The 19,198-nt window shown below is 59.5% G+C and carries 20 protein-coding genes; 8 read left to right on the forward strand and 12 right to left on the reverse strand.

All coding sequences use genetic code 11. The annotated features are described in order from the left end of the window. Positions 1-10: 10 nt before the first annotated feature. The 4 genes from spoT to ABJ99_RS23300 all read right to left on the reverse strand — a co-directional run bounded on the left by spoT (position 11) and on the right by ABJ99_RS23300 (position 4,109). Positions 11-2,116, reverse strand: coding sequence for a bifunctional GTP diphosphokinase/guanosine-3',5'-bis pyrophosphate 3'-pyrophosphohydrolase (spoT, locus tag ABJ99_RS23285; protein ID WP_007248294.1), 2,106 nt, complete (start codon positions 2,114-2,116; stop codon positions 11-13). 60 nt (positions 2,117-2,176) lie between these two features. Next, the gene (gene rpoZ / locus ABJ99_RS23290) at positions 2,177-2,440 is read right to left on the reverse strand and encodes a DNA-directed RNA polymerase subunit omega (RefSeq protein ID WP_003320174.1); all 264 of its coding nucleotides are present in this window, start codon (positions 2,438-2,440) and stop codon (positions 2,177-2,179) included. A 147-nt stretch (positions 2,441-2,587) separates the two neighbouring features. Continuing rightward, positions 2,588-3,232, reverse strand: coding sequence for a guanylate kinase (gene gmk / locus ABJ99_RS23295; protein ID WP_054087809.1), 645 nt, complete (start codon positions 3,230-3,232; stop codon positions 2,588-2,590). Positions 3,233-3,245: 13 nt separating this feature from the next. Continuing rightward, complete coding sequence (locus ABJ99_RS23300; RefSeq protein ID WP_007248296.1) at positions 3,246-4,109, reverse strand: YicC/YloC family endoribonuclease; 864 nt, start codon at positions 4,107-4,109, stop codon at positions 3,246-3,248. Between the two features lie 294 nt (positions 4,110-4,403). Here ABJ99_RS23300 and rph point away from each other — a divergent pair, with 294 nt between their 5' ends. Both rph and ABJ99_RS23310 read left to right on the forward strand, forming a co-directional pair. Next, on the forward strand, positions 4,404-5,126 hold the full coding sequence (gene rph, locus ABJ99_RS23305) for a ribonuclease PH (RefSeq protein ID WP_003313989.1): 723 nt from the start codon (positions 4,404-4,406) through the stop codon (positions 5,124-5,126). A gap of 19 nt (positions 5,127-5,145) precedes the next feature. Next, positions 5,146-5,514 carry a DUF4870 domain-containing protein gene (locus ABJ99_RS23310; protein ID WP_054087810.1) on the forward strand — a complete coding sequence of 123 codons (369 nt, stop codon included), beginning with the start codon at positions 5,146-5,148 and terminating at the stop codon, positions 5,512-5,514. Positions 5,515-5,581: 67 nt separating this feature from the next. Here the strand turns inward: ABJ99_RS23310 and ABJ99_RS23315 are convergent, their stop codons facing one another. Next, complete coding sequence (locus ABJ99_RS23315) at positions 5,582-6,361, reverse strand: exodeoxyribonuclease III (protein WP_002551505.1); 780 nt, start codon at positions 6,359-6,361, stop codon at positions 5,582-5,584. Positions 6,362-6,443: 82 nt separating this feature from the next. Here ABJ99_RS23315 and pyrE point away from each other — a divergent pair, with 82 nt between their 5' ends. Both pyrE and ABJ99_RS23325 read left to right on the forward strand, forming a co-directional pair. Further along, on the forward strand, positions 6,444-7,085 hold the full coding sequence (gene pyrE, locus ABJ99_RS23320; RefSeq protein WP_054087899.1) for an orotate phosphoribosyltransferase: 642 nt from the start codon (positions 6,444-6,446) through the stop codon (positions 7,083-7,085). A 9-nt stretch (positions 7,086-7,094) separates the two neighbouring features. After that, positions 7,095-7,727: a hypothetical protein gene (locus ABJ99_RS23325; protein WP_054087811.1), complete on the forward strand. Its 633-nt coding sequence runs from the start codon at positions 7,095-7,097 to the stop codon at positions 7,725-7,727. 224 nt (positions 7,728-7,951) lie between these two features. Here ABJ99_RS23325 and argB read toward each other — a convergent pair whose 3' ends face one another. From argB to coaBC, 4 genes are read right to left on the reverse strand one after another with little or no spacing between them, the layout of a single operon-like run. Continuing rightward, positions 7,952-8,857, reverse strand: coding sequence for an acetylglutamate kinase (gene argB / locus ABJ99_RS23330; protein WP_007248300.1), 906 nt, complete (start codon positions 8,855-8,857; stop codon positions 7,952-7,954). A 28-nt stretch (positions 8,858-8,885) separates the two neighbouring features. Then, the gene (locus ABJ99_RS29670) at positions 8,886-11,471 is read right to left on the reverse strand and encodes a phosphomannomutase/phosphoglucomutase (RefSeq protein ID WP_054087812.1); all 2,586 of its coding nucleotides are present in this window, start codon (positions 11,469-11,471) and stop codon (positions 8,886-8,888) included. A gap of 42 nt (positions 11,472-11,513) precedes the next feature. Beyond that, positions 11,514-11,969 carry a dUTP diphosphatase gene (dut, locus tag ABJ99_RS23340; RefSeq protein ID WP_007248302.1) on the reverse strand — a complete coding sequence of 152 codons (456 nt, stop codon included), beginning with the start codon at positions 11,967-11,969 and terminating at the stop codon, positions 11,514-11,516. 6 nt (positions 11,970-11,975) lie between these two features. Then, complete coding sequence (coaBC, locus tag ABJ99_RS23345) at positions 11,976-13,184, reverse strand: bifunctional phosphopantothenoylcysteine decarboxylase/phosphopantothenate--cysteine ligase CoaBC (protein WP_054087813.1); 1,209 nt, start codon at positions 13,182-13,184, stop codon at positions 11,976-11,978. Positions 13,185-13,316: 132 nt separating this feature from the next. On the opposite strand from coaBC, the gene radC reads away from it, so the two are divergent. Further along, positions 13,317-13,991 (forward strand): RadC family protein, encoded by a 675-nt coding sequence (gene radC / locus ABJ99_RS23350; protein ID WP_054087814.1) that lies wholly within the window; start codon positions 13,317-13,319, stop codon positions 13,989-13,991. A gap of 230 nt (positions 13,992-14,221) precedes the next feature. Here radC and ABJ99_RS23355 read toward each other — a convergent pair whose 3' ends face one another. After that, positions 14,222-15,808 carry an ABC transporter substrate-binding protein gene (locus tag ABJ99_RS23355; protein WP_054087815.1) on the reverse strand — a complete coding sequence of 529 codons (1,587 nt, stop codon included), beginning with the start codon at positions 15,806-15,808 and terminating at the stop codon, positions 14,222-14,224. A gap of 365 nt (positions 15,809-16,173) precedes the next feature. On the opposite strand from ABJ99_RS23355, the gene rpmB reads away from it, so the two are divergent. Continuing rightward, a complete protein-coding gene (gene rpmB, locus ABJ99_RS23360) occupies positions 16,174-16,407 on the forward strand; it encodes a 50S ribosomal protein L28 (protein ID WP_002551514.1) in 234 nt (77 codons plus the stop codon). 11 nt (positions 16,408-16,418) lie between these two features. After that, a complete protein-coding gene (gene rpmG, locus ABJ99_RS23365; protein ID WP_002551515.1) occupies positions 16,419-16,574 on the forward strand; it encodes a 50S ribosomal protein L33 in 156 nt (51 codons plus the stop codon). A 165-nt stretch (positions 16,575-16,739) separates the two neighbouring features. Here the strand turns inward: rpmG and ABJ99_RS23370 are convergent, their stop codons facing one another. Together ABJ99_RS23370 and ABJ99_RS23375 are read right to left on the reverse strand one after the other, a co-directional pair. Further along, the gene (locus ABJ99_RS23370) at positions 16,740-16,943 is read right to left on the reverse strand and encodes an I78 family peptidase inhibitor (RefSeq protein ID WP_054087816.1); all 204 of its coding nucleotides are present in this window, start codon (positions 16,941-16,943) and stop codon (positions 16,740-16,742) included. Between the two features lie 78 nt (positions 16,944-17,021). Further along, positions 17,022-17,390, reverse strand: coding sequence for a cupin domain-containing protein (locus tag ABJ99_RS23375; RefSeq protein WP_054087817.1), 369 nt, complete (start codon positions 17,388-17,390; stop codon positions 17,022-17,024). Between the two features lie 233 nt (positions 17,391-17,623). Here ABJ99_RS23375 and ABJ99_RS23380 point away from each other — a divergent pair, with 233 nt between their 5' ends. Further along, positions 17,624-19,117 (forward strand): aldehyde dehydrogenase, encoded by a 1,494-nt coding sequence (locus ABJ99_RS23380; RefSeq protein ID WP_054087818.1) that lies wholly within the window; start codon positions 17,624-17,626, stop codon positions 19,115-19,117. Positions 19,118-19,198 lie beyond the last annotated feature (81 nt).

A 19,198-nucleotide genomic window follows, 5' to 3' on the forward strand; every position in this document is an offset into this window, starting at 1 on the left:
ATTGAATGAGTTACGCGCGCATCCGGGTGATACGAGTAACCCCGGCAAGGGCGCGTAATTTCCTGATCACGCGGGCCAGATGCACACGGTCGTGCACGCTGACCACCAGTTGGACCACGCTGATCCGACCATCGCGCTCGTCCATGCTGATTTTTTCGATGTTGCCATCGGCCGCGTTGACACTGCTGGCCAGCAAGGCGATCAGGCCGCGCTGATGCTCCAGTTCGACACGCAACTCGACGTTGAATTCGCCGGTAACGTCCTTGGCCCACGAGAGCTGGATGCATTTTTCCGGGTTGTGACGAATTTCGCTGATGTTGCGGCAGTTATCCAGGTGCACGACCATGCCTTTGCCCGCAGACAGGTGACCGACAATCGGGTCGCCCGGTATCGGCGTGCAGCATTTGGCGTAACTGAGTACCAGGCCTTCGGTGCCGCGAATGGCCAGCGGACCCTCAGGGCTTGGCAACTGATCGCCCTCGCCCAGCAGACGACGGGCGACGACATAGGCCATGCGATTGCCCAGGCCGATGTCTTCAAGCAGGTCTTCCAGCACTTCGACCCGGTATTCGGTCAGCACCAGCTGGATACGCTCCTCGGACACCTTGTCCAGGCTGCATTCGAAACCGTTGAGCACCTTGTTCAGCAGGCGCTCGCCAAGGTTGATCGACTCGGAGCGGCGTTGCAGCTTGAGCGCGTGACGAATGTGTGTGCGAGCCTTGCCGGTGACGACAAAGTTCAGCCATGCCGGGTTCGGACGTGCGCCAGGAGCGCTGACAATCTCGACCGTGGAGCCGCTTTGCAGCGGTTCGGAAAGCGGGGCCAGTCGACGGTTGATCCGGCAGGCGATGCAACTGTTGCCGACATCGGTATGTACCGCGTAGGCGAAGTCCACGGCGGTGGAGCCTTTGGGCAGCTCCATGATCCGGCCTTTCGGCGTGAACACGTAGACCTCGTCCGGAAACAGGTCGATCTTGACACTTTCGATGAATTCCAGCGAATTGCCCGCGCGCTGCTGCATCTCCAGCACGCCCTTGACCCACTGCCGGGCGCGAGCATGAGTGCCCTTGGGCTGCTCGTCGTCGCTGGACTTGTACAGCCAGTGCGCGGCAATCCCGTTATTGGCCATTTCTTCCATTTCACGGGTGCGAATCTGGATTTCAATAGGCACGCCGTGCATGCCAAACAACGTGGTATGCAGCGACTGGTAGCCGTTGGCCTTGGGAATCGCGATGTAATCCTTGAAACGGCCGGGCAATGGCTTGTACAAATTGTGTACAGCACCCAGCACGCGATAGCAGGTATCGACCTTGTCGACGATGATACGGAACGCGTAAACGTCCATGATCTCGTTGAAGGCCCGGCGCTTGCCGCGCATCTTTTTGTAGATGCCGTAAAGGTGCTTCTGCCGCCCGCTGACATCGCCTTCGATACCGTCGACTGCCAGGCAATGGCTCAGGGACTCTTCGATCTTGTTGACCAGCTCCTTGCGATTGCCCCTGGCGCGCTTGACCGCCTGGTTGATTCGCGAGGAGCGCATCGGGTACATGGCCTTGAAGCCGAGGTCTTCGAATTCGATACGCACGTTGTGCATGCCCAGCCGGTTGGCAATGGGCGCGTAGATTTCGAGGGTTTCCTTGGCGATGCGGCGACGCTTCTCGCCGGACAGAACCTCCAGCGTGCGCATGTTGTGCAGGCGGTCGGCGAGCTTGACCAGGATCACGCGAATATCGCGCGCCATGGCCATGGCCATCTTCTGGAAGTTTTCCGCCTGGGCTTCGGCTTTGGTCTCGAAATTCATCTGGGTCAGTTTACTGACCCCGTCGACCAGTTCCGCGACGGTCTCACCAAATTGCGCACTGAGCGCTTCCTTGGCAATACCGGTGTCTTCGATGACGTCATGCAGCATCGCAGCCATCAGGCTCTGATGGTCCATGTGCATGTCGGCAAGAATATTGGCCACCGCGAGCGGGTGGGTGACATACGCTTCGCCGCTGCGACGGCGCTGGCCATCGTGGGCTTGTTCGGCGTAGAAATACGCTCGGCGGACCAGATTGACCTGGTCCTTGCCGAGGTAGGCCGACAGTCTGTCGGCGAGGGCGTCTATGCTCGGCAAGGCGCTACCCCTTGCCAATGGCTTTTACCCTGCGCCGTACTACGTCGACCTGGCATAGGCTTAGACGGCCTCGTTGGACTCGTCCTCGAACGCTGCGAACAATGGTTCATCTTCAACGATTTCAGCTTCTGCGATTACAGAGTAATCCATCACGCCAGCTGCGATTTCACGCAGGGCCATAACGGTAGGCTTGTCGTTTTCCCACGCCAGCTTTGGTTCTTTGCCGCCGGTTGCCAGTTGACGGGCACGCTTGGTAGAGAGCATGACCAGCTCAAAGCGGTTATCCACGTGTTCTAGGCAGTCTTCAACGGTTACGCGGGCCATGGGTATTCCTCGTAGCAAATGCGGATGCGCGATGCCCGGATGGGCGAGCGGACTCGGTAGTTTACAAGCGGACAGCACCAGTCATCAAGCGGCATGCCACCAACGGCATGCTTTTAACCTGTTGCCTGATGTCTGGAAACGTTTCGATCAAGCCAGCAATTCCTGAAAAAGCTCGCTGTATTGCTCTTGCTGATGCTGTTGAGTCAGGCGATTGGCGCGGAAAATCGCCTTGAGGTCTTCCAGCGCGCCGGCAAAGTCGTCATTGACCACGACGTACTCATACTCGTTGTAGTGGCTCATTTCGCTGACCGCTTCACGCATCCGCGCTTCGATGATCTCGTCGCTGTCCTGGCCCCGGTTAGTCAAGCGCTGACGCAAGGCCTGCTGAGTCGGCGGCAGAATGAAGATGGATCGCGCCTGCGGCATTTGCGCTCGAACCTGACGCGCGCCTTGCCAGTCGATTTCCAGAATCAGGTCGTGGCCTTCATCCAGCGTCTGCTGCAGATGGCTTTGCGAGGTGCCATACAGATTGCCGAACACTTCGGCCTGTTCGAGAAAGTCACCATGCTCGATCATGCGCAGGAACTCGGCACGATCGACGAAGTTGTAGTTCACGCCGTCCACTTCGCCGGGGCGCATGGCGCGTGTGGTGTGCGAGACCGAAACGCGGATCTTTGCCTGCGCGCCATGCTGGGGCTCTTGCTGAGCGTCCATCAACGCCTTGACCAGACTGGTCTTGCCCGCGCCGGAAGGAGCGGAAATGATGTACAGGGTGCCAGTGATATGGGTCATGTCAGGTTCAGCCTTACTCAATATTCTGCACTTGCTCACGCATCTGCTCGATCAACACTTTGAGGTTGACGGCAGCTTGCGTGCTGCGTGGATCAAAGGCCTTGGAGCCCAGTGTGTTCGCTTCGCGGTTAAGCTCCTGCATCAAGAAGTCGAGACGGCGGCCCGCCTGACCGCCAGCCTTGAGCACGCGGCGCACTTCGGTAACGTGCGTGCTGAGGCGGTCCAGTTCTTCGGCGACATCGCTCTTCTGCGCCAGCAAAACCATTTCCTGCTCCAGGCGCTGCGGATCCAGCTCGGCCTTCATGTCGGCAAAGCGATCCAGCACCTTCTGACGCTGGGCGGCCAGCATGTGCGGGACCAGCGTACGCAGAGTGGCAACTTCCTGGACAATGACCGTCAACCGTTCGTCGAGAAGTCGGGCCAGGTCGGCGCCTTCGCGACCACGCCCGGCCTTCAATTCCGCCAGCCCCTCATTGAAAAGCATCAGCGCGTCGGCGTTCAGCGCCTGCGGATCATTTGCGTCAGCCACCAGTACACCGGGCCACGCCAGCACTTCAAGCGGGTTCAGTGCTGCCGGCTGCTTGATCAGGCCGGCAACCGATTCTGCCGCCGCGATCAATTGAGCGGCACGCTCGCGGTTGACTTGCAGCGGCTTGCCAGCGGTTTCTTCGACAAAGCGCAGGGTGCATTCGACCTTGCCACGCGACAGCCCTTGGCGCAGCGCTTCACGGATCGCGCCTTCCAGATCACGAAATGACTCCGGCAGGCGCAGGTGCGGCTCGAGATAGCGGTGGTTGACCGAGCGCAACTCCCAGCTCAGCGTGCCTTGGGCGCCGGCCCGCTCTACCCGGGCGAAGGCGGTCATACTGTGCACCATGCGAAGTACCTCTTGATTCAGTCCATGAAAGCGCCAGGCTGGCGGTCATGGGTGTCGTGAAAGCCGACTGGCTGCAGAGGCGCAGGATTGTAGCGCAGTGCGACGCCCGCTCCCAATCCGGCAACGTGACAAGAGATACAAAGCGCTGCAAATCGTTATGTACAGGCGTTTCGGGCCGTTTTTCAGAGCCTGCGAATCACACAGGTTTGGCCACGGCGAGTTTTAGAGATGCCCAGCGGCAGTTGTGGCCTCTATAATGGTCGACAGTTTTCCGTCTCAGTACAGGTATCCCAGATGAAACGTCCAAGTGGTCGCGCCGCCGATCAGCTCCGCTCGATCCGCATCACCCGCAACTACACCAAACACGCCGAGGGTTCTGTACTGGTCGAGTTTGGTGATACCAAGGTGATCTGCACCGTCAGCGTCGAAAACGGTGTGCCACGCTTCCTCAAGGGACAGGGCCAGGGCTGGCTGACCGCGGAGTACGGCATGTTGCCGCGTGCTACCGGCGAGCGTAACCAGCGTGAAGCCAGCCGTGGCAAGCAGGGCGGCCGCACCCTCGAGATCCAGCGCCTGATCGGTCGTTCCCTGCGCGCTGCACTCGACATGTCCAAATTGGGCGACGTCACCCTGTATGTCGATTGCGATGTCATTCAGGCTGACGGCGGCACTCGCACAGCGTCCATTACCGGGGCGATGGTTGCACTGGCTGACGCGCTGAAAGTGATCAAGAAGCGTGGCGGCCTGAAAGGCGGCGACCCGCTCAAGCAGATGATTGCGGCTGTTTCCGTCGGCATGTATCAAGGTGAGCCGGTGCTCGACCTGGACTACCTTGAAGACTCCGCTGCCGAAACCGACCTGAACGTGGTGATGACCAGTGCTGGCGGCTTCATCGAAGTTCAGGGCACTGCCGAAGGCGCGCCGTTCCAGCCTGAAGAACTGAATGCGATGCTGGCACTGGCCCAGAAAGGCATGACCGAACTGTTCGAACTGCAGCGTGCCGCATTGGCCGACTGATACCCTTGGGAGTCTGAAAATGAGTGACAGCTTGCAACCGTTGAGCAAACCGCCGCAAAGCGCTCGTCAGTGGGCGATGTTCTGTCACTTGTCAGCCTTTGCCGGGCTGGTGTTCCCGTTCGGCAACCTGCTGGGACCGCTGATTATCTGGCAGCTGAAGAAAGACTCCGACCCGTTTATCGATGCGCAGGGCAAGGAAGCGCTCAATTTTCAGATCACGGTGGCCATTGCGGCGACCATCAGCATGCTGCTGATCCTGCTGGTGATCGGCTTAGCGTTGTTGACGCTGGTAGGTATTGGCGCGGCAGTGCTGGCGATCATCGCCGGGGTGAAAGCCAACGACGGAGTGGATTATCGCTACCCGTTTACCTGGCGCCTGATCAAATAGCGTTCAAAAGCAACACAAAAAGCCGACGTCGAGTCGGCTTTTTTTCGTTTGCGTTGCCACCCGATTATCAGATAGTCAGGGTCCAATCGTAGTCCACGATCAGCGGCGCATGCTGCGAGAAACGTGGCTGACGTGGCAGTCGGGCACTGCGCACAAAGCGACGCAGGCCTGGGGTCAGGATCTGATAATCGAAGCGCCAGCCCAGATTCAGCATCTCGGCCTGCTCGTTATCCGGCCACCAGCTGTACTGATCGCCTTCGCGGCTGACTTCGCGCAGGGCATCGACGTAGCCCATGGTGCCGACAATCTCGTCCATCCAGGCACGTTCAGGCGCCAGAAAACCAGGAGATTGCTGGCTGTCACGCCAGTTCTTGATGTCGAGCTTCTGCTGCGCCACGTAGAGCGACCCGCAATAGATGTACTCGCGACGCTTGCGGCGCTGCTTGTCCATGTATTTGCCGAAGTCGTCCATGAGCTTGAATTTCTGATTCAGGTCCTCATCGCCGTTCATCCCTGATGGAAAGAGCAGGGTGGCGATACTGACCTTGTCGAAATCCGCTTGCAGGTAACGCCCGTACCGGTCGGCTGTCTCGAAGCCCAGTCCGCTGATCACCGCCTTCGGCTGCAACCGCGAATAAAGCGCCACGCCACCCTGAGCGGGAACCTCGGCTTCGCAGGCATAAAGGAAGTAGCCATCCAGCTGAAAGGCTGGATCATCCAGTTCAAAGGTGGAGGCGCGGGTGTCCTGTAAGCAGATGACGTCGGCATTCTGAGCTTGCAGCCAACTGAGCAAACCGCGCTCGACTGCCGCCTGAATGCCATTTACGTTCACACTGATGATCCGCATAAATGGCCCCAAAAATCACGTGCGTGTATGATACCCGAGCTCAAACCAATTAGCTAAATCCGTGGTATTCGGGGCTTTTTTCATGCAAGCGTATCAACGCGATTTCATTCGTTTTGCCATCGATCGCGGTGTTCTGCGCTTCGGTGAGTTCACCCTCAAGTCCGGGCGCACCAGCCCGTACTTCTTCAATGCCGGGCTGTTCAATACCGGTTCGGCGCTGGCGCAGCTGGGGCGTTTCTATGCGGCGGCAGTCGTCGAGAGCGGTATTGCCTTCGACGTGCTGTTCGGCCCGGCCTACAAAGGCATTCCGCTGGCGTCCGCGACCGCCGTGGCGCTGGCCGAGCATCATGACCGTGATCTGCCGTGGTGTTTCAACCGCAAGGAAGCCAAGGCGCACGGCGAGGGTGGCAGCCTGGTCGGCTCTCCGCTGGCGGGCAACGTGCTGATCATCGACGATGTCATCACTGCCGGCACCGCCATCCGCGAAGTCATGCAGATCATCAAGGATCAGAACGCGACGGCGGCTGGCGTGCTGATCGCCCTCAATCGCCAGGAACGTGGGAACGGCGAGCTGTCGGCCATTCAAGAGGTCGAGCGCGACTTCGGCATTCCGGTGGTGAGCATCGTGTCACTGAATCAAGTGCTCGAGTTCCTCGCTGACGATCCGCAGCTCAAGCAGCATCTGCCTGCTGTCGAGGCTTATCGCGTGCAATACGGAATCTGAGGCAGACCTATGGCAGTCGTCGGCACAAGGCAGGGTTTGGTTTGCGGTGCGTTGAGCGTTGCAGGGCTCTGGCTTTCTCTGGGCATCCTTGCACCCTTGGCCGCTCATGCCGCCGACGCACCCGAGACTCGTCTTTACCGCTATGTCGACGGTCGCGGTGTGACAGTGATCGATACGCAAGGCGTACCACCTGACTCCGTCGCCAAAGGGTATGAAGTGCTCAATGGCCGTGGCCGGGTGATACAGGTGGTGCCGCCCGCACCGACTGCCGAGCAGATTCGCCAGGCCGAAGCCGACAAGCGACAGGCCGCCGCCGATGCACAGCTGCTAAGCCTGTACAGCAGCGTAGCCGAGGTAGACCGCGTCAAAACCCGCAAACTCGCCGAGCTGGATGCGCTGGTCGGCGTTGCCCAAGGCAACATTCAAGGGCTTGCCGCGCAACAGCGCAACCTGCAAGGCCAGGCCGCTGATCTGGAGCGCGCAGGGCGCCCGGTTCCGCAAACGCTCGTCGATCAACTGACCGACCTGCGTGATCAACAGCAAAAGCTGCAAACCGATATCGCCGGGTATCAGGCTGCGCGAGTAAAAGCCGAAGCCGGTTTTGCTGAAGATCGCGCGCGCGTGCAGCGGCTGACGCAGTAGGTCACGCCTTCAAGACCGGACGCGGAGCTTCCAGAACGGCATGCCGACGCGGAGCGTCGCACGATAGTTGAGATTGTCGTTCCTCACGCTCAAGCGCAGGAATGCCTTGGGTGACGCTCCGCGTCACAAATCTGCGTCGCGCTGCGGACTGAAACCAGCCAGCAATCACCCGCAAAAAAGCCCCGTCAGCGTCAGCTCACGGGGCTTTTTGTATTACGCCTGAATCAATGCCGCTTGCGATTGGTGATCTGGGTGCCGACACCGCTGTCGGTGAAGATCTCCAGCAAGACCGCATTGGGCACTCGACCGTCGATGATGTGCGAGCTGTTGACCCCGCCCTGAACCGCTTCCAGCGCGCAACGAATCTTCGGCAGCATGCCGCCGTAGATCGTGCCGTCGGCGATCAGGCCATCGACCTGCTCGGTGGTCAGACCGGTCAGTACTTCGCCCTGCTTGTTCATCAAACCGGCGATGTTGGTCAGCAGGATCAGCTTCTCGGCCTTGAGGGCCTCGGCAACCTTGCCCGCTACCAGATCGGCGTTGATGTTGTAGGACTCGCCCTCCGGACCCACGCCAATAGGCGCGATGACCGGTATGAAATCGCCTTTGACCAGCATGTTCAGCAGGCCGGTATTGACGCCAACCACTTCGCCCACCTGACCGATATCGATGATTTCAGGCTTGGTCATCTCCGGCGTCTGGCGCGTGACGGTGAGCTTTCTCGCACGAATCAGCTCAGCGTCTTTACCGGTCAGACCGATAGCGCTGCCGCCATGACGGTTGATCAGGTTGACGATGTCTTTGTTGACTTGGCCGCCCAGCACCATCTCCACCACATCCATGGTCTGCGCGTCGGTGACCCGCATGCCATCGATGAAATGACTCTCGATGGACAGACGCTTGAGCAGATCACCGATCTGCGGCCCGCCGCCATGCACCACCACCGGGTTGATGCCAACCGCTTTCATCAACACGATGTCGCGCGCAAAGCCGGTTTTAAGCTCTTCGCTCTCCATGGCGTTGCCGCCGTACTTGATCACCAGCGTCTTGCCGACAAAGCGGCGAATGTACGGCAGCGCTTCGGAAAGGACCTTGGCTACATTAGAGGCGGCATCACGTTCGAGGGTCATTCAGGGCTCCAGTCAAAAGGAAAAGCAATCAAAATGGCAGGTCGAGATCCGGGGCAACTTTCTTCAGCTCGGCGTGGAACACATCCTTGATGCGCTGCAGTTCGACTTCGGTTTCAGCTTCGAAACGCAGCACCAGAACCGGCGTGGTATTGGAGGCGCGAACCAGACCCCAGCCCTTCGGATAGTCCACACGAACACCGTCGATAGTGGTCAGTTTGGCGTCGCCCCACTGTGCATCTTTCTCAAGGGCTTCGATGATGCTGAACTTGGTGACATCCGTCACCTTGATGTTGATTTCCGGAGTCGAAATATCGTTCGGGAAGGTTTCGAACAGGTCTTCGGCATTGGCCGACTCCTGGCTGAGGATCTCCAGCAGACGCGCAGCGCTGTAGATACCGTCGTCGAAACCGAACCAGCGCTCCTTGAAGAAAATGTGCCCGCTCATTTCACCGGCCAGCAGCGCACCGCTTTTCTTCATTTCTTTCTTGATCAGCGAGTGACCGGTTTTCCACATCACCGGGCGACCGCCGTGTTCGCTGATCAGCGGCGACAGGCGACGGGTGCATTTGACGTCGAAAATGATGTCGGCGCCAGGGTTGCGCTTGAGTACATCCAGTGCGAACAGCATCAACAGTCGGTCCGGATAAACCACATTACCGGCGTTAGTAACCACACCGACGCGGTCGCCGTCACCGTCGAACGCCAGGCCCAGATCGGCCCCGGTTTCCTTGACCTTGGCAATCAGGTCTTGCAGGTTTTCCAGCTTGCCCGGGTCCGGATGATGGTTCGGGAAGTTGCCGTCCACTTCTGCGAACAGGGAAATCACTTCGCAACCCAGCGCTTCGATCAACTGCGGGGCAATCACGCCTGCTGCGCCGTTGCCGCAATCGACCACAACCTTGAGCTTGCGCGCCATGACGATGTCGTCCTTGATCTGCTTGAAGTAGCGATCAAGGATATCGACTTTGGTGATGCTGCCTTTCTGCGACGTCAGGTTATTGGTCTTGATGCGCTCGTGCAGCGCCTGGATCTGTTCGTTGGCGAGGGTGTCGCCGGCGATGACGATCTTGAAACCGTTGTAGTCTTTCGGGTTGTGGCTGCCGGTCAACATCACGCCGGTCTTGCCCGCCAGCACGTTGGCGGCGTAATACAGGGCAGGCGTCGGCACCAGGCCGACGTCGCTGACATGGCAACCACTGTCGTGCAGACCTTGAATCAGTTGCTGCACCAGCTCCGGGCCGGACAGGCGACCATCGCGGCCAACACTGACGTTAGGCTCGTTCTGCGCCAGGCTTTCGGAGCCGATCGCACGACCGATCCAGTAGGCCGTTTCGGCGCTGAGCGTATCCCCGACGACACCACGGATGTCGTAAGCGCGGAAAATAGTCTCGGGAAGTTGGGGTGCCACGGATGCTGGGCTGTTCATAACGAGGGGATGCTCCGATCTCAGGAAGTCCTGGTTTTCGTCGAGAAGGTCGATATCTAGAATATCGGTATCTTGGAACAGCGGATCGGTCCAGTCGGTGCGCGGTGCAGCGACTGTGGGCGAAGCACTGCCTTCGGTAATATCTGCACCGTGCCGTTCGCCCGACGCCAAGGCAGAAACTGCATGCGGCTGACTGCGAAGCGAAACACGAGCAAGTGCCTGAGCCAGACCATTGAGTGCCGGGAGGCTCAAACCGAAGGGTTTGACGGCTTTTCCGCGCGAGAGTTCTTGAAGCAGCTGATCCAGCTGTCGCGCGTCCGCACAAATGCGCCGCTGCAAGGCCCGCTCATGAAGATGAAGGCCAAGCAATACGCCCGCTGCAGCGATGAGAAACGCCAGCAACAGGAGCAGGACGGGTGGTGAATTTTCCAGCGCCGGACCGGACGTAAACTCGAGTTTCCAGCCGGCATAGCCCGTATCGAAGCTCTGCCGCTCGCTATCGCCGGCCTGGCCGCGTTGCAGAAAGACCTGAGCAGGCGCATTGCCAAACTGCTGACTGAGGATAATCTGCCCGGCTTCAGCGGGAAGCGCAGGCACGGCACCGAGCAGGCGCTGCATGTCGAATGCCAGCAATAACGTGCCCAAGACCGGCTGGGTTGCGCCCGCACGCACCGGCGCGACACTGTAGATCAACCAGCGCTCGCCGACCTTGCGGGCCTCGGGGGCAACGATTTCGCCTTGCGCGGCCTTGTTCAGCATATCCAGCGTCGCAAAGCTGACCGGCAGCGCGCCTTGCTGATCGACATCGGCCAGCCCCTGGGGGAGCAGCCGAGCGCCAGCCAGACCGCTCCATTGGGTAAGCCCCGCCTGTGCAGCCGCCAATGCCGTCGCAGTGTTTTCCTGCAACGCCTGAACCAGTGCTGCGCCAGCGGCGGCAGCCTGAGTGTCAGCGTTGATCTGCCGCAGCGCCACACTGACTGCAGCCGCCTGACTGCCGCCCCAGGCGTGAGCAAGCTGACTGTGCTGCTGCGGGCCGGTCATCAGCGCGACCCAGACTATGGCCGCAGCGAGGATCAGGCCGATGACCGCAGGCACAAGACCCGGAGCCAAAGCATGGAGGTTCGCGGCCGGAGGTGAGTGCTCGGCCGGTGTGGCTTGCTTCGAAGCGCTGTGCTGACTGCCTTTCACCGACCTCTCCCTGAGACTGACCCCGAAATGGTCAATTGACGATCAATGGCTTCCGGAATGACCGAAGCCGCCTGCGCCGCGCTGGCTTTCGTCGAAAGCCTCAACCAGTTCGAAGTGCGCCTGCACCACCGGCACCAGCACCAACTGGGCCATGCGTTCGCCGACTGCAATGTTGAAGGCGGTCTGGCCACGGTTCCAGCAGGACACCATCAATTCGCCCTGATAATCCGAGTCGATCAGGCCAACCAGGTTGCCCAGCACGATGCCGTGCTTATGACCCAGGCCGGAGCGCGGCAGGATCAGGGCGGCTAGGCCCGGATCGCCAATGTAGATCGACAGACCGGTAGGGATCAGCAGGGTCTGACCCGGCTCGAGAACGGTATCTTCCTTGAGCATGGCGCGCAGGTCGAGGCCGGCTGAACCGACAGTGGCGTAGGCCGGGAGCGGAAATTCGTTGCCAATGCGAGGGTCGAGGATCTTGGCTTGTAGAGCGTGCATTCGTAATTAAACCTGAGTCATGCGGTCGGCGATAAAAGTGATCAGCTGGCGAGCAATCTTGGCCTTGCTGGTCTGGGCAAAAAACGTTGCGTGCAACGCCCGGTCGATCACGCTGCAAGCGTTCTCTTCGCTATTGAAGCCGATGCTGGGGTTGGCCACATCGTTGGCGACGATCAGGTCGAGGTTCTTGTCCTTGAGCTTGCGTGCAGCGTAGTCGAGCAGGTGTTCGGTCTCGGCAGCGAAGCCGACGCTGAACGGGCGATCGGGGCGGGTGGCGATGGTGGCCAGAATATCCGGGTTACGGACCATCTGCAGCAGCAAGCCATCACCGCTTGCAGGATCTTTCTTCAATTTGTGCGGGGCGACAACTTCCGGACGGTAGTCGGCCACCGCTGCCGATGCGATGAACAGGTCGCACGGGATCGCCGCTTCACACGCCGCCAACATATCGCGAGCGCTGACTACGTCGATGCGCGAGACGCGATCCGGCGTCGGCAGGTTGACCGGCCCGGTGATCAGCGTGACGCGGGCACCGGCTTCGACCGCTGCCTCGGCCAGGGCAAAGCCCATTTTGCCGGAGCTGTGGTTAGTGATGTAGCGCACCGGGTCGATGTTTTCCTGAGTCGGGCCTGCGGTGATCAGGACATGCTTGCCGGTCAGGCTGTGACGCTGGAAGCAATCGGCGGCGCACTGGGCCAGATCGTTGGCTTCCAGCATGCGCCCGAAGCCGACATCGCCACAGGCCTGACTGCCGGAGGCCGGGCCGAACACCCGGAAGTCGCGCTCTTCGAGCAGGCGGGTATTGGCCTGCACGGACGCATCGCGCCACATCGCCTGATTCATCGCCGGGGCGATCGCGACGGTCGCTTCGGTGGCCAGCACAATGGTGGTCAGCAGGTCGTTCGCGACACCTTGAGCAAGGCGCGCGATCAGGTCGGCGGTGGCGGGCGCGATCAGGATCAGGTCGGCCCATTTGGCCAGTTCGATATGCCCCATCGCAGCTTCGGCGGCCGGGTCGAGAAGGTCCAGATGCACCGGATGCCCGGACAGCGCCTGCATGGTCAGCGGCGTGATGAACTCCGCGCCGCCTTTGGTCATCACCACACGCACTTCAGCGCCCTGATCGCGCAGACGACGGACCAGCTCGGCGCTCTTGTAGGCCGCGATGCCGCCGCCGACGCCCAGAACGATGCGTTTTCGATACAGCCGCTGCATAGACCTGCCTTTTTGATCGAGTGAATTACGCGACTTGACGCCTCCCCAGGCCAGATCGTCGCGCAAAAAAGATGGGCTAAGATAGCACAGCGACCGCAGCGGGACAGCGGTGCCCAATCACATGGAGGTGCTATGAGTATTCGCAGTTGGCCCGCGGCCGAACGCCCACGGGAACGCTTGTTGGAGATGGGGGCAAAGGGGCTTTCCGACGCCGAGTTGCTGGCTATTTTTTTACGTACCGGGGTGGCCGGAAAAAGCGCTGTCGACCTCGCGCGTCATCTTCTGAATCAATTCGGCGGGCTCAGGCCATTACTGGACGCAGACCTGTCTGCGTTTACCTCTCAGTTGGGTCTGGGGCCTGCAAAGTTCGCTCAGTTACAAGCGGTAATGGAAATGGCCCGTCGGCACATGGCCGAGTCCTTGCGCAGGGATTCAGCGATGGAAAATCCGGCTCAGGTACGCAGCTACCTCAAGGCGCTGCTTCGGCACGAACCCCACGAGGTGTTCGGCTGCCTTTTTCTGGACTCCAAGCACCGGGCCATAACCTTCGAAATACTGTTTCACGGGACGATCAATGCCGCCTATGTGCACCCGCGCCAGGTGGTAAAACGCGCCATGGCGCACAATGCCGCCAGCCTGATTCTCTGCCACAACCATCCTTCGGGCATCACCACGCCCAGCCGCTCGGACATCGACCTGACCAAGCGCCTCAAGGAGGCGCTGATGCTCATCGACGTGCAGGTGCTGGACCACGTGATCATCGGCGACGGCGAGCCGCTGTCGATGGTGGAGAAGGGATTGATGTAGGGCCTTGATTGCCGAGGAGTGCGGGAGGGAGGGCTCGGGCGGCGGCGAACACTGCATTTTCGGCGATTGTAGGGGCCCCTTCGCGGACAAGTCCGCTCCCACAGGAGTCAATAGATTTCGTGCCGGCCTCTTCACGGACAAGCGAAGCGTCGCCCGTCCGCTCCGGGACTTTGTGGGAGCGGACTTGTCCGCGAAGAGGCGCGCGCATCGTAAAGATGCAAACCCGCGACTTACTTCACCTGCACCTTGTAAAAATCCTGCCGCCCGAACGGGCTGACCTGATACCCCGTTACGTCCTTGCGGACCAACGCTGCAGCAGTCGGATGGGCGAGGGGAATCCACAGTGCCTGTTGCTGGATCTGTTGCTGGGCCTGGTGATAAAGCTCGCTGCGCGCCGCCTGATCGCTGGTGGATTTGCCGTCGGTGATCAGCTTGTCCAGCGTCTTGTCGCAATAACGGGCGAAGTTGGTGCCTGATTTTTCGGCCGCGCAGGAGAACTGCGGGGTCAGGAAGTTATCCGGATCACCGTTGTCGCCTGCCCAGCCCATGAACAACAGATCATGCTCACCGGCCTTGGCGCGCCGAATCAGTTCGCCCCATTCGATCACCTTGATCTCGGCGTTGATACCGATCTGTTTCAGGTCAGCCTGCAATAACTGGGCGCCCAGGGCCGGGTTCGGATTCAGCAGGCTGCCGGAAGGCCGCGTCCATAGGGTGGTCTTGAAACCCTCTTTTACTCCGGCCTTGGCCAGCAATGCTTTGGCCTTGGCAACATCATGTTTATACCCCGGAAGGTCTTTGGCATAGCTCCAGGTTTTCGGCGGATAAATACCGCTGGCCGCTACAGCGGCGCCTTCAAAAACCGCTTTCAGGTAATTGTCCTTGTCGAAGGCCAGGTTGAGCGCCTGGCGCACCTCCGGCTTGTCGAACGGCGGATGCTGACTGTTGATCGCAACAAACGCGGTCATGAACGCTTCGGTTTTCTCGACTTTGAGCGAGTTGTCCTTGCTGGCCGCCTGAATATCCAGCGGCTTGGGGGAAAGGGCGATCTGGCATTCGTTCTGGCGGATCTTCTGCAAACGCACATTGGCGTCTGGCGTAATGGCATACACCAGCGTGTCGACATCAGACTTGCCAGCGAAGTAGTCCTTGAACGCTTCGTAGCGCACCACGGCATCTTTCTGGAAACGCTTGAACACAAACGGCCCGGTGCCGATGGGCTGGCTGTTGAGCTTTTCCGGGGTGCCCGCTTTCAGCAATTGCGCGGTGTATTCAGCCGAGTAGATCGAGGCAAAACCCATGCTCAGCGTCGCAAGAAAAGTCGAGTCGGCGCGATCGAGCGTAAAACGCACGGAGTGCGGGTCAGGCGCTTCAATATGCTTGATCAGCGCAGGCAACTGCATGGACTGCGCGTGCGGGAAGCCGCTTTGGGCGACTTTGTGCCACGGGTTCTGCGGGTCGAGCATGCGCTGGAAGCTGAACAGCACGTCATCTGCCGTCAGTTCGCGAGTCGGTGTGAAGTAGTCCGTGGTATGGAATTTCACTCCGGAGCGCAATTTGAAATCGTACGTCAGGCCGTCGGCCGACACGGTCCAGCTTTCCGCCAGGCTCGGCACCAGCTTGCCGCTTTCGGCATCGAAGTCCACAAGGCGATTCATCAAGACGTCTGCCGACGCGTTGGTGGTGGTCAGCGAGTTGTACTGCACAACGTCGAAACCTTCAGGGCTGGCTTCGGTGCAGACCGCGAGGCTGGTCGCCCGGGCTGCAATCGGAAGCAACAGCGGAACCAGCAAAAAAGGGAGTGCAGCTAGACGCATGGCGTTATTTCCTGTTCAGAAAGGGGCCCATCTGCCGGTGCAGTCTGGTGAAGGACTTACCCTAGACTATGTGCTGACGCAGAACAATCTTCATGGCGCGACGAGCGGTCGGCTTGCCAGCGCCCCCGCCAATGCTTGAGCGCGCAGCAATGCGAGGGCTGCTCCGTTGTACTAAAGTGCTTTGCCTGTTGTTGCACCACAGGGTTTCTGGTATAAAGCAGCGCTCTTTTCTAGGGGCCCGGTTCCTTCACTGTAGGTGTAGCCGGTAAGACCCTTAAAGAAACGCGGCGCCTGGCGCCAAATGACTGAGAGATTAAGCGGCCAACCCATGCCGGGTTGGGCATGTGGTTTTAGAGGGCTGAGGCATGTCGAGAGTATGTCAAGTTACCGGTAAGGGTCCGGTGACTGGGAATAACATTTCCCACGCAAACAACAAAACCCGTCGTCGTTTCCTGCCAAACCTGCAGCATCACCGCTTCTGGGTTGAAGGCGAGAAGCGTTTTGTTCGTCTGCGCGTATCTGCTAAAGGCATGCGTATCATCGACAAGCGTGGCATTGAAGTTGTGCTCGCTGAACTGCGTCGCGACGGCAAAATTTAAGGGAGAGAATCATGCGTGAATTGATCCGTTTGGTGTCGAGCGCTGGTACAGGCCATTTCTACACCACCGACAAGAACAAACGTACTACCCCGGATAAAATCGAAATCAAAAAATTCGATCCGGTTGTACGCAAGCACGTGATCTACAAAGAAGGCAAAATCAAGTAATTGATTCTGTCAGCTACAAAAAAACCCGCCTTCTGGCGGGTTTTTTTGTGCCTGCGTTTCTGGCGTAGCTGCCAGCAGTATCCAGGCAGCAAAACGCCCGACGCGATGCGCCGGGCGTTTCAAGCATGAAAACTGCAGTCGGGCAACGAAGATCCGCCCGCCTGATCAGCCGAAGCTGAAGCCGGACACCAGACCGGCCTTGTCGACATTGACATGCAGCCGGTTCGGGTTGAAGTCGTGGGTAGCAGTGTCGCCAGGGCCGATGACCTTCTGAAAACCGGTAATTTCGCTGATGTAGGCTTTGACGCCAGGTACATATCGGCTGCCTACAAGGTGCTGAAGCGCTTGGGCGATAACTTCGTTGGTCATTTTCAAAATCCTTTTTTGAGTGAATGTCCTCACTGGACGCGCTCAGAATGACCCAGAAGACCCGGTGTGACGCAGTACTTATTTATATGCAGCAGCCTCGAACACCACATAAATCTTGCGGCATGTTTCCAGTACTTCCCATGTGCCCTTGAAGCCTGACGGAATCACGAAGCGGTCACCCGAGCGCAGGGTTTTGGCGTTACCTTGCTCGTCGCGCAGCACGCTGACGCCCTGGACGATTTCGCAGTATTCGTGCTCGGTGTAATTCACCTGCCACTGACCGGGCTCGCCATTCCAGACGCCCGCGCTCATCTGGCCGCAGGGACTGTTGTAGTGGTTGTAGATGGTCTGAGCCGGATCGCCCTTGAAGACCTTCTCCGGCGCAGGACGGTAATGTTCGGCGCTGGTGCTGGCTTCGCTGAAGTCGACGATGCTTGCGATACCCATGATGACCCCCTTGTTTTGAACACGTTGACGATTTGACGAACAAACCAGGCAATAGTGCCTCGGCTGCGAACACCGGCCGTTTAATAAAATCAACAAAAAAGCGCGAAAACAGCTATTTCTGTCAAAAATATTGGTTTTGCCTGATCGCTGGTTTAGGGTATTGCCTGGCCTGAAACTCAGGATTGTGTCTGTAATCCATCATGACACGCCAACACTCAAAAGGAGGACTGCCGATGACCACCCTGACTCGCACTGACTGGGAACAACGCGCCCGGGATTTGAAGATTGAAGGCCGCGCCTTCATTCAAGGTGAGTACACCGCTCCCGCCTCCGGTGAAACATTCGACTGCATCAGCCCGGTCGATGGCCGCCTGCTCGCCAAGGTCGCCAGTTGCGACATTGCCGATGCCCAGCGCGCCGTGGAGAGTGCCCGCAGCACCTTTGACTCGGGCGCCTGGTCACGGCTGGCTCCGGCCAAACGCAAGGCCATCATGATCCGTTTCGCGGGGCTGCTTGAGCAGAATGCTGAAGAGCTGGCCCTGCTCGAGACGCTGGACATGGGCAAGCCGATCAGCGATTCGCTCGGTGTCGACATACCCGGCGCCGCCAGAGCCTTGAGCTGGAGCGGCGAGGCCATCGACAAGCTGTATGACGAAGTTGCCGCAACGCCCCACGACCAGCTGGGCCTGGTGACGCGCGAGCCGGTCGGCGTCGTCGCCGCCATTGTGCCGTGGAATTTCCCGCTGATGATGGCCTGCTGGAAACTTGGCCCTGCGTTATCCACAGGCAACTCGGTGATCCTCAAACCGTCGGAAAAATCTCCGCTGACCGCCGTTCGCGTTGCGCAGCTGGCCATCGAAGCGGGCATTCCGGCAGGCGTACTCAACGTATTGCCGGGCTATGGCCATACCGTCGGCAAGGCGCTGGCGTTGCATATGGACGTCGATACCCTGGTGTTCACTGGCTCAACGAAAATCGCCAAGCAATTGATGATTTACTCGGGCGAATCGAACATGAAGCGCGTCTGGCTCGAAGCCGGCGGCAAAAGCCCGAACATCGTGTTTGCCGACGCGCCGGACTTGCAGGCCGCGGCCAACTCGGCGGCCAGCGCGATTGCGTTCAACCAGGGCGAAGTGTGCACTGCGGGTTCGCGCCTGCTGGTCGAACGCTCCATCAAGGATCGCTTCCTGCCCATGGTGATCGAGGCGCTGAGCACCTGGAAACCCGGCAACCCGCTGGACCCGGCGACCAATGTCGGCGCACTGGTCGATACCCAGCAGATGGACACCGTGCTGTCTTATATCGAAGCGGGTCACACCGATGGCGCCAAACTGGTTGCAGGCGGCAAGCGCATCTTGCAGGAAACGGGCGGGACTTATGTTGAGCCGACGATTTTCGACGGCGTGAACAACGCCATGAGGATCGCTCAGGAAGAAATCTTCGGCCCGGTACTTTCGGTGCTGACGTTCGACAGCGCCGAAGAAGCGATCCGGATCGCCAACGACACCCCGTACGGCCTGGCCGCCGCGGTATGGACCGCGAACATCTCCAAGGCCCACCTGACCGCCAAGGCATTGCGCGCAGGTAGCGTCTGGGTCAACCAGTACGACGGCGGCGACATGACCGCGCCGTTTGGCGGCTTCAAACAGTCAGGCAATGGCCGCGACAAGTCGCTGCATGCGTTCGACAAGTACACCGAACTGAAATCCACCTGGATCAAGTTGTAAAGCCGGAAAGCGGAACACCTGACCTCTCGCTGCCATGCTCCGCGTGGGCATGCCGTTCTGGACGCTCTGCGTCAGCTCTTG

Source organism: Pseudomonas syringae pv. cilantro (assembly GCF_001293775.1).
In the GTDB taxonomy this organism is placed as follows: domain Bacteria; phylum Pseudomonadota; class Gammaproteobacteria; order Pseudomonadales; family Pseudomonadaceae; genus Aquipseudomonas; species Aquipseudomonas syringae_P.

What these genes read in the sequence shown, in the direction of transcription:
- ABJ99_RS23355 (WP_054087815.1), bottom strand. Translation starts at nt 15,808, where the DNA reads ATGCGTCTAGCTGCACTCCCTTTTTTGCTGGTTCCGCTGTTGCTTCCG.
- pyrE (WP_054087899.1), top strand. Translation starts at nt 6,444, where the DNA reads ATGCAAGCGTATCAACGCGATTTCATTCGTTTTGCCATCGATCGCGGT.
- radC (WP_054087814.1), top strand. Translation starts at nt 13,317, where the DNA reads ATGAGTATTCGCAGTTGGCCCGCGGCCGAACGCCCACGGGAACGCTTG.
- rpoZ (WP_003320174.1), bottom strand. Translation starts at nt 2,440, where the DNA reads ATGGCCCGCGTAACCGTTGAAGACTGCCTAGAACACGTGGATAACCGC.
- ABJ99_RS23370 (WP_054087816.1), bottom strand. Translation starts at nt 16,943, where the DNA reads ATGACCAACGAAGTTATCGCCCAAGCGCTTCAGCACCTTGTAGGCAGC.
- rpmG (WP_002551515.1), top strand. Translation starts at nt 16,419, where the DNA reads ATGCGTGAATTGATCCGTTTGGTGTCGAGCGCTGGTACAGGCCATTTC.
- ABJ99_RS23375 (WP_054087817.1), bottom strand. Translation starts at nt 17,390, where the DNA reads ATGGGTATCGCAAGCATCGTCGACTTCAGCGAAGCCAGCACCAGCGCC.
- ABJ99_RS23315 (WP_002551505.1), bottom strand. Translation starts at nt 6,361, where the DNA reads ATGCGGATCATCAGTGTGAACGTAAATGGCATTCAGGCGGCAGTCGAG.
- ABJ99_RS23310 (WP_054087810.1), top strand. Translation starts at nt 5,146, where the DNA reads ATGAGTGACAGCTTGCAACCGTTGAGCAAACCGCCGCAAAGCGCTCGT.
- ABJ99_RS23325 (WP_054087811.1), top strand. Translation starts at nt 7,095, where the DNA reads ATGGCAGTCGTCGGCACAAGGCAGGGTTTGGTTTGCGGTGCGTTGAGC.
- rpmB (WP_002551514.1), top strand. Translation starts at nt 16,174, where the DNA reads ATGTCGAGAGTATGTCAAGTTACCGGTAAGGGTCCGGTGACTGGGAAT.
- ABJ99_RS23380 (WP_054087818.1), top strand. Translation starts at nt 17,624, where the DNA reads ATGACCACCCTGACTCGCACTGACTGGGAACAACGCGCCCGGGATTTG.
- argB (WP_007248300.1), bottom strand. Translation starts at nt 8,857, where the DNA reads ATGACCCTCGAACGTGATGCCGCCTCTAATGTAGCCAAGGTCCTTTCC.
- gmk (WP_054087809.1), bottom strand. Translation starts at nt 3,232, where the DNA reads ATGACCCATATCACTGGCACCCTGTACATCATTTCCGCTCCTTCCGGC.
- ABJ99_RS23300 (WP_007248296.1), bottom strand. Translation starts at nt 4,109, where the DNA reads ATGGTGCACAGTATGACCGCCTTCGCCCGGGTAGAGCGGGCCGGCGCC.
- coaBC (WP_054087813.1), bottom strand. Translation starts at nt 13,184, where the DNA reads ATGCAGCGGCTGTATCGAAAACGCATCGTTCTGGGCGTCGGCGGCGGC.
- rph (WP_003313989.1), top strand. Translation starts at nt 4,404, where the DNA reads ATGAAACGTCCAAGTGGTCGCGCCGCCGATCAGCTCCGCTCGATCCGC.
- dut (WP_007248302.1), bottom strand. Translation starts at nt 11,969, where the DNA reads ATGCACGCTCTACAAGCCAAGATCCTCGACCCTCGCATTGGCAACGAA.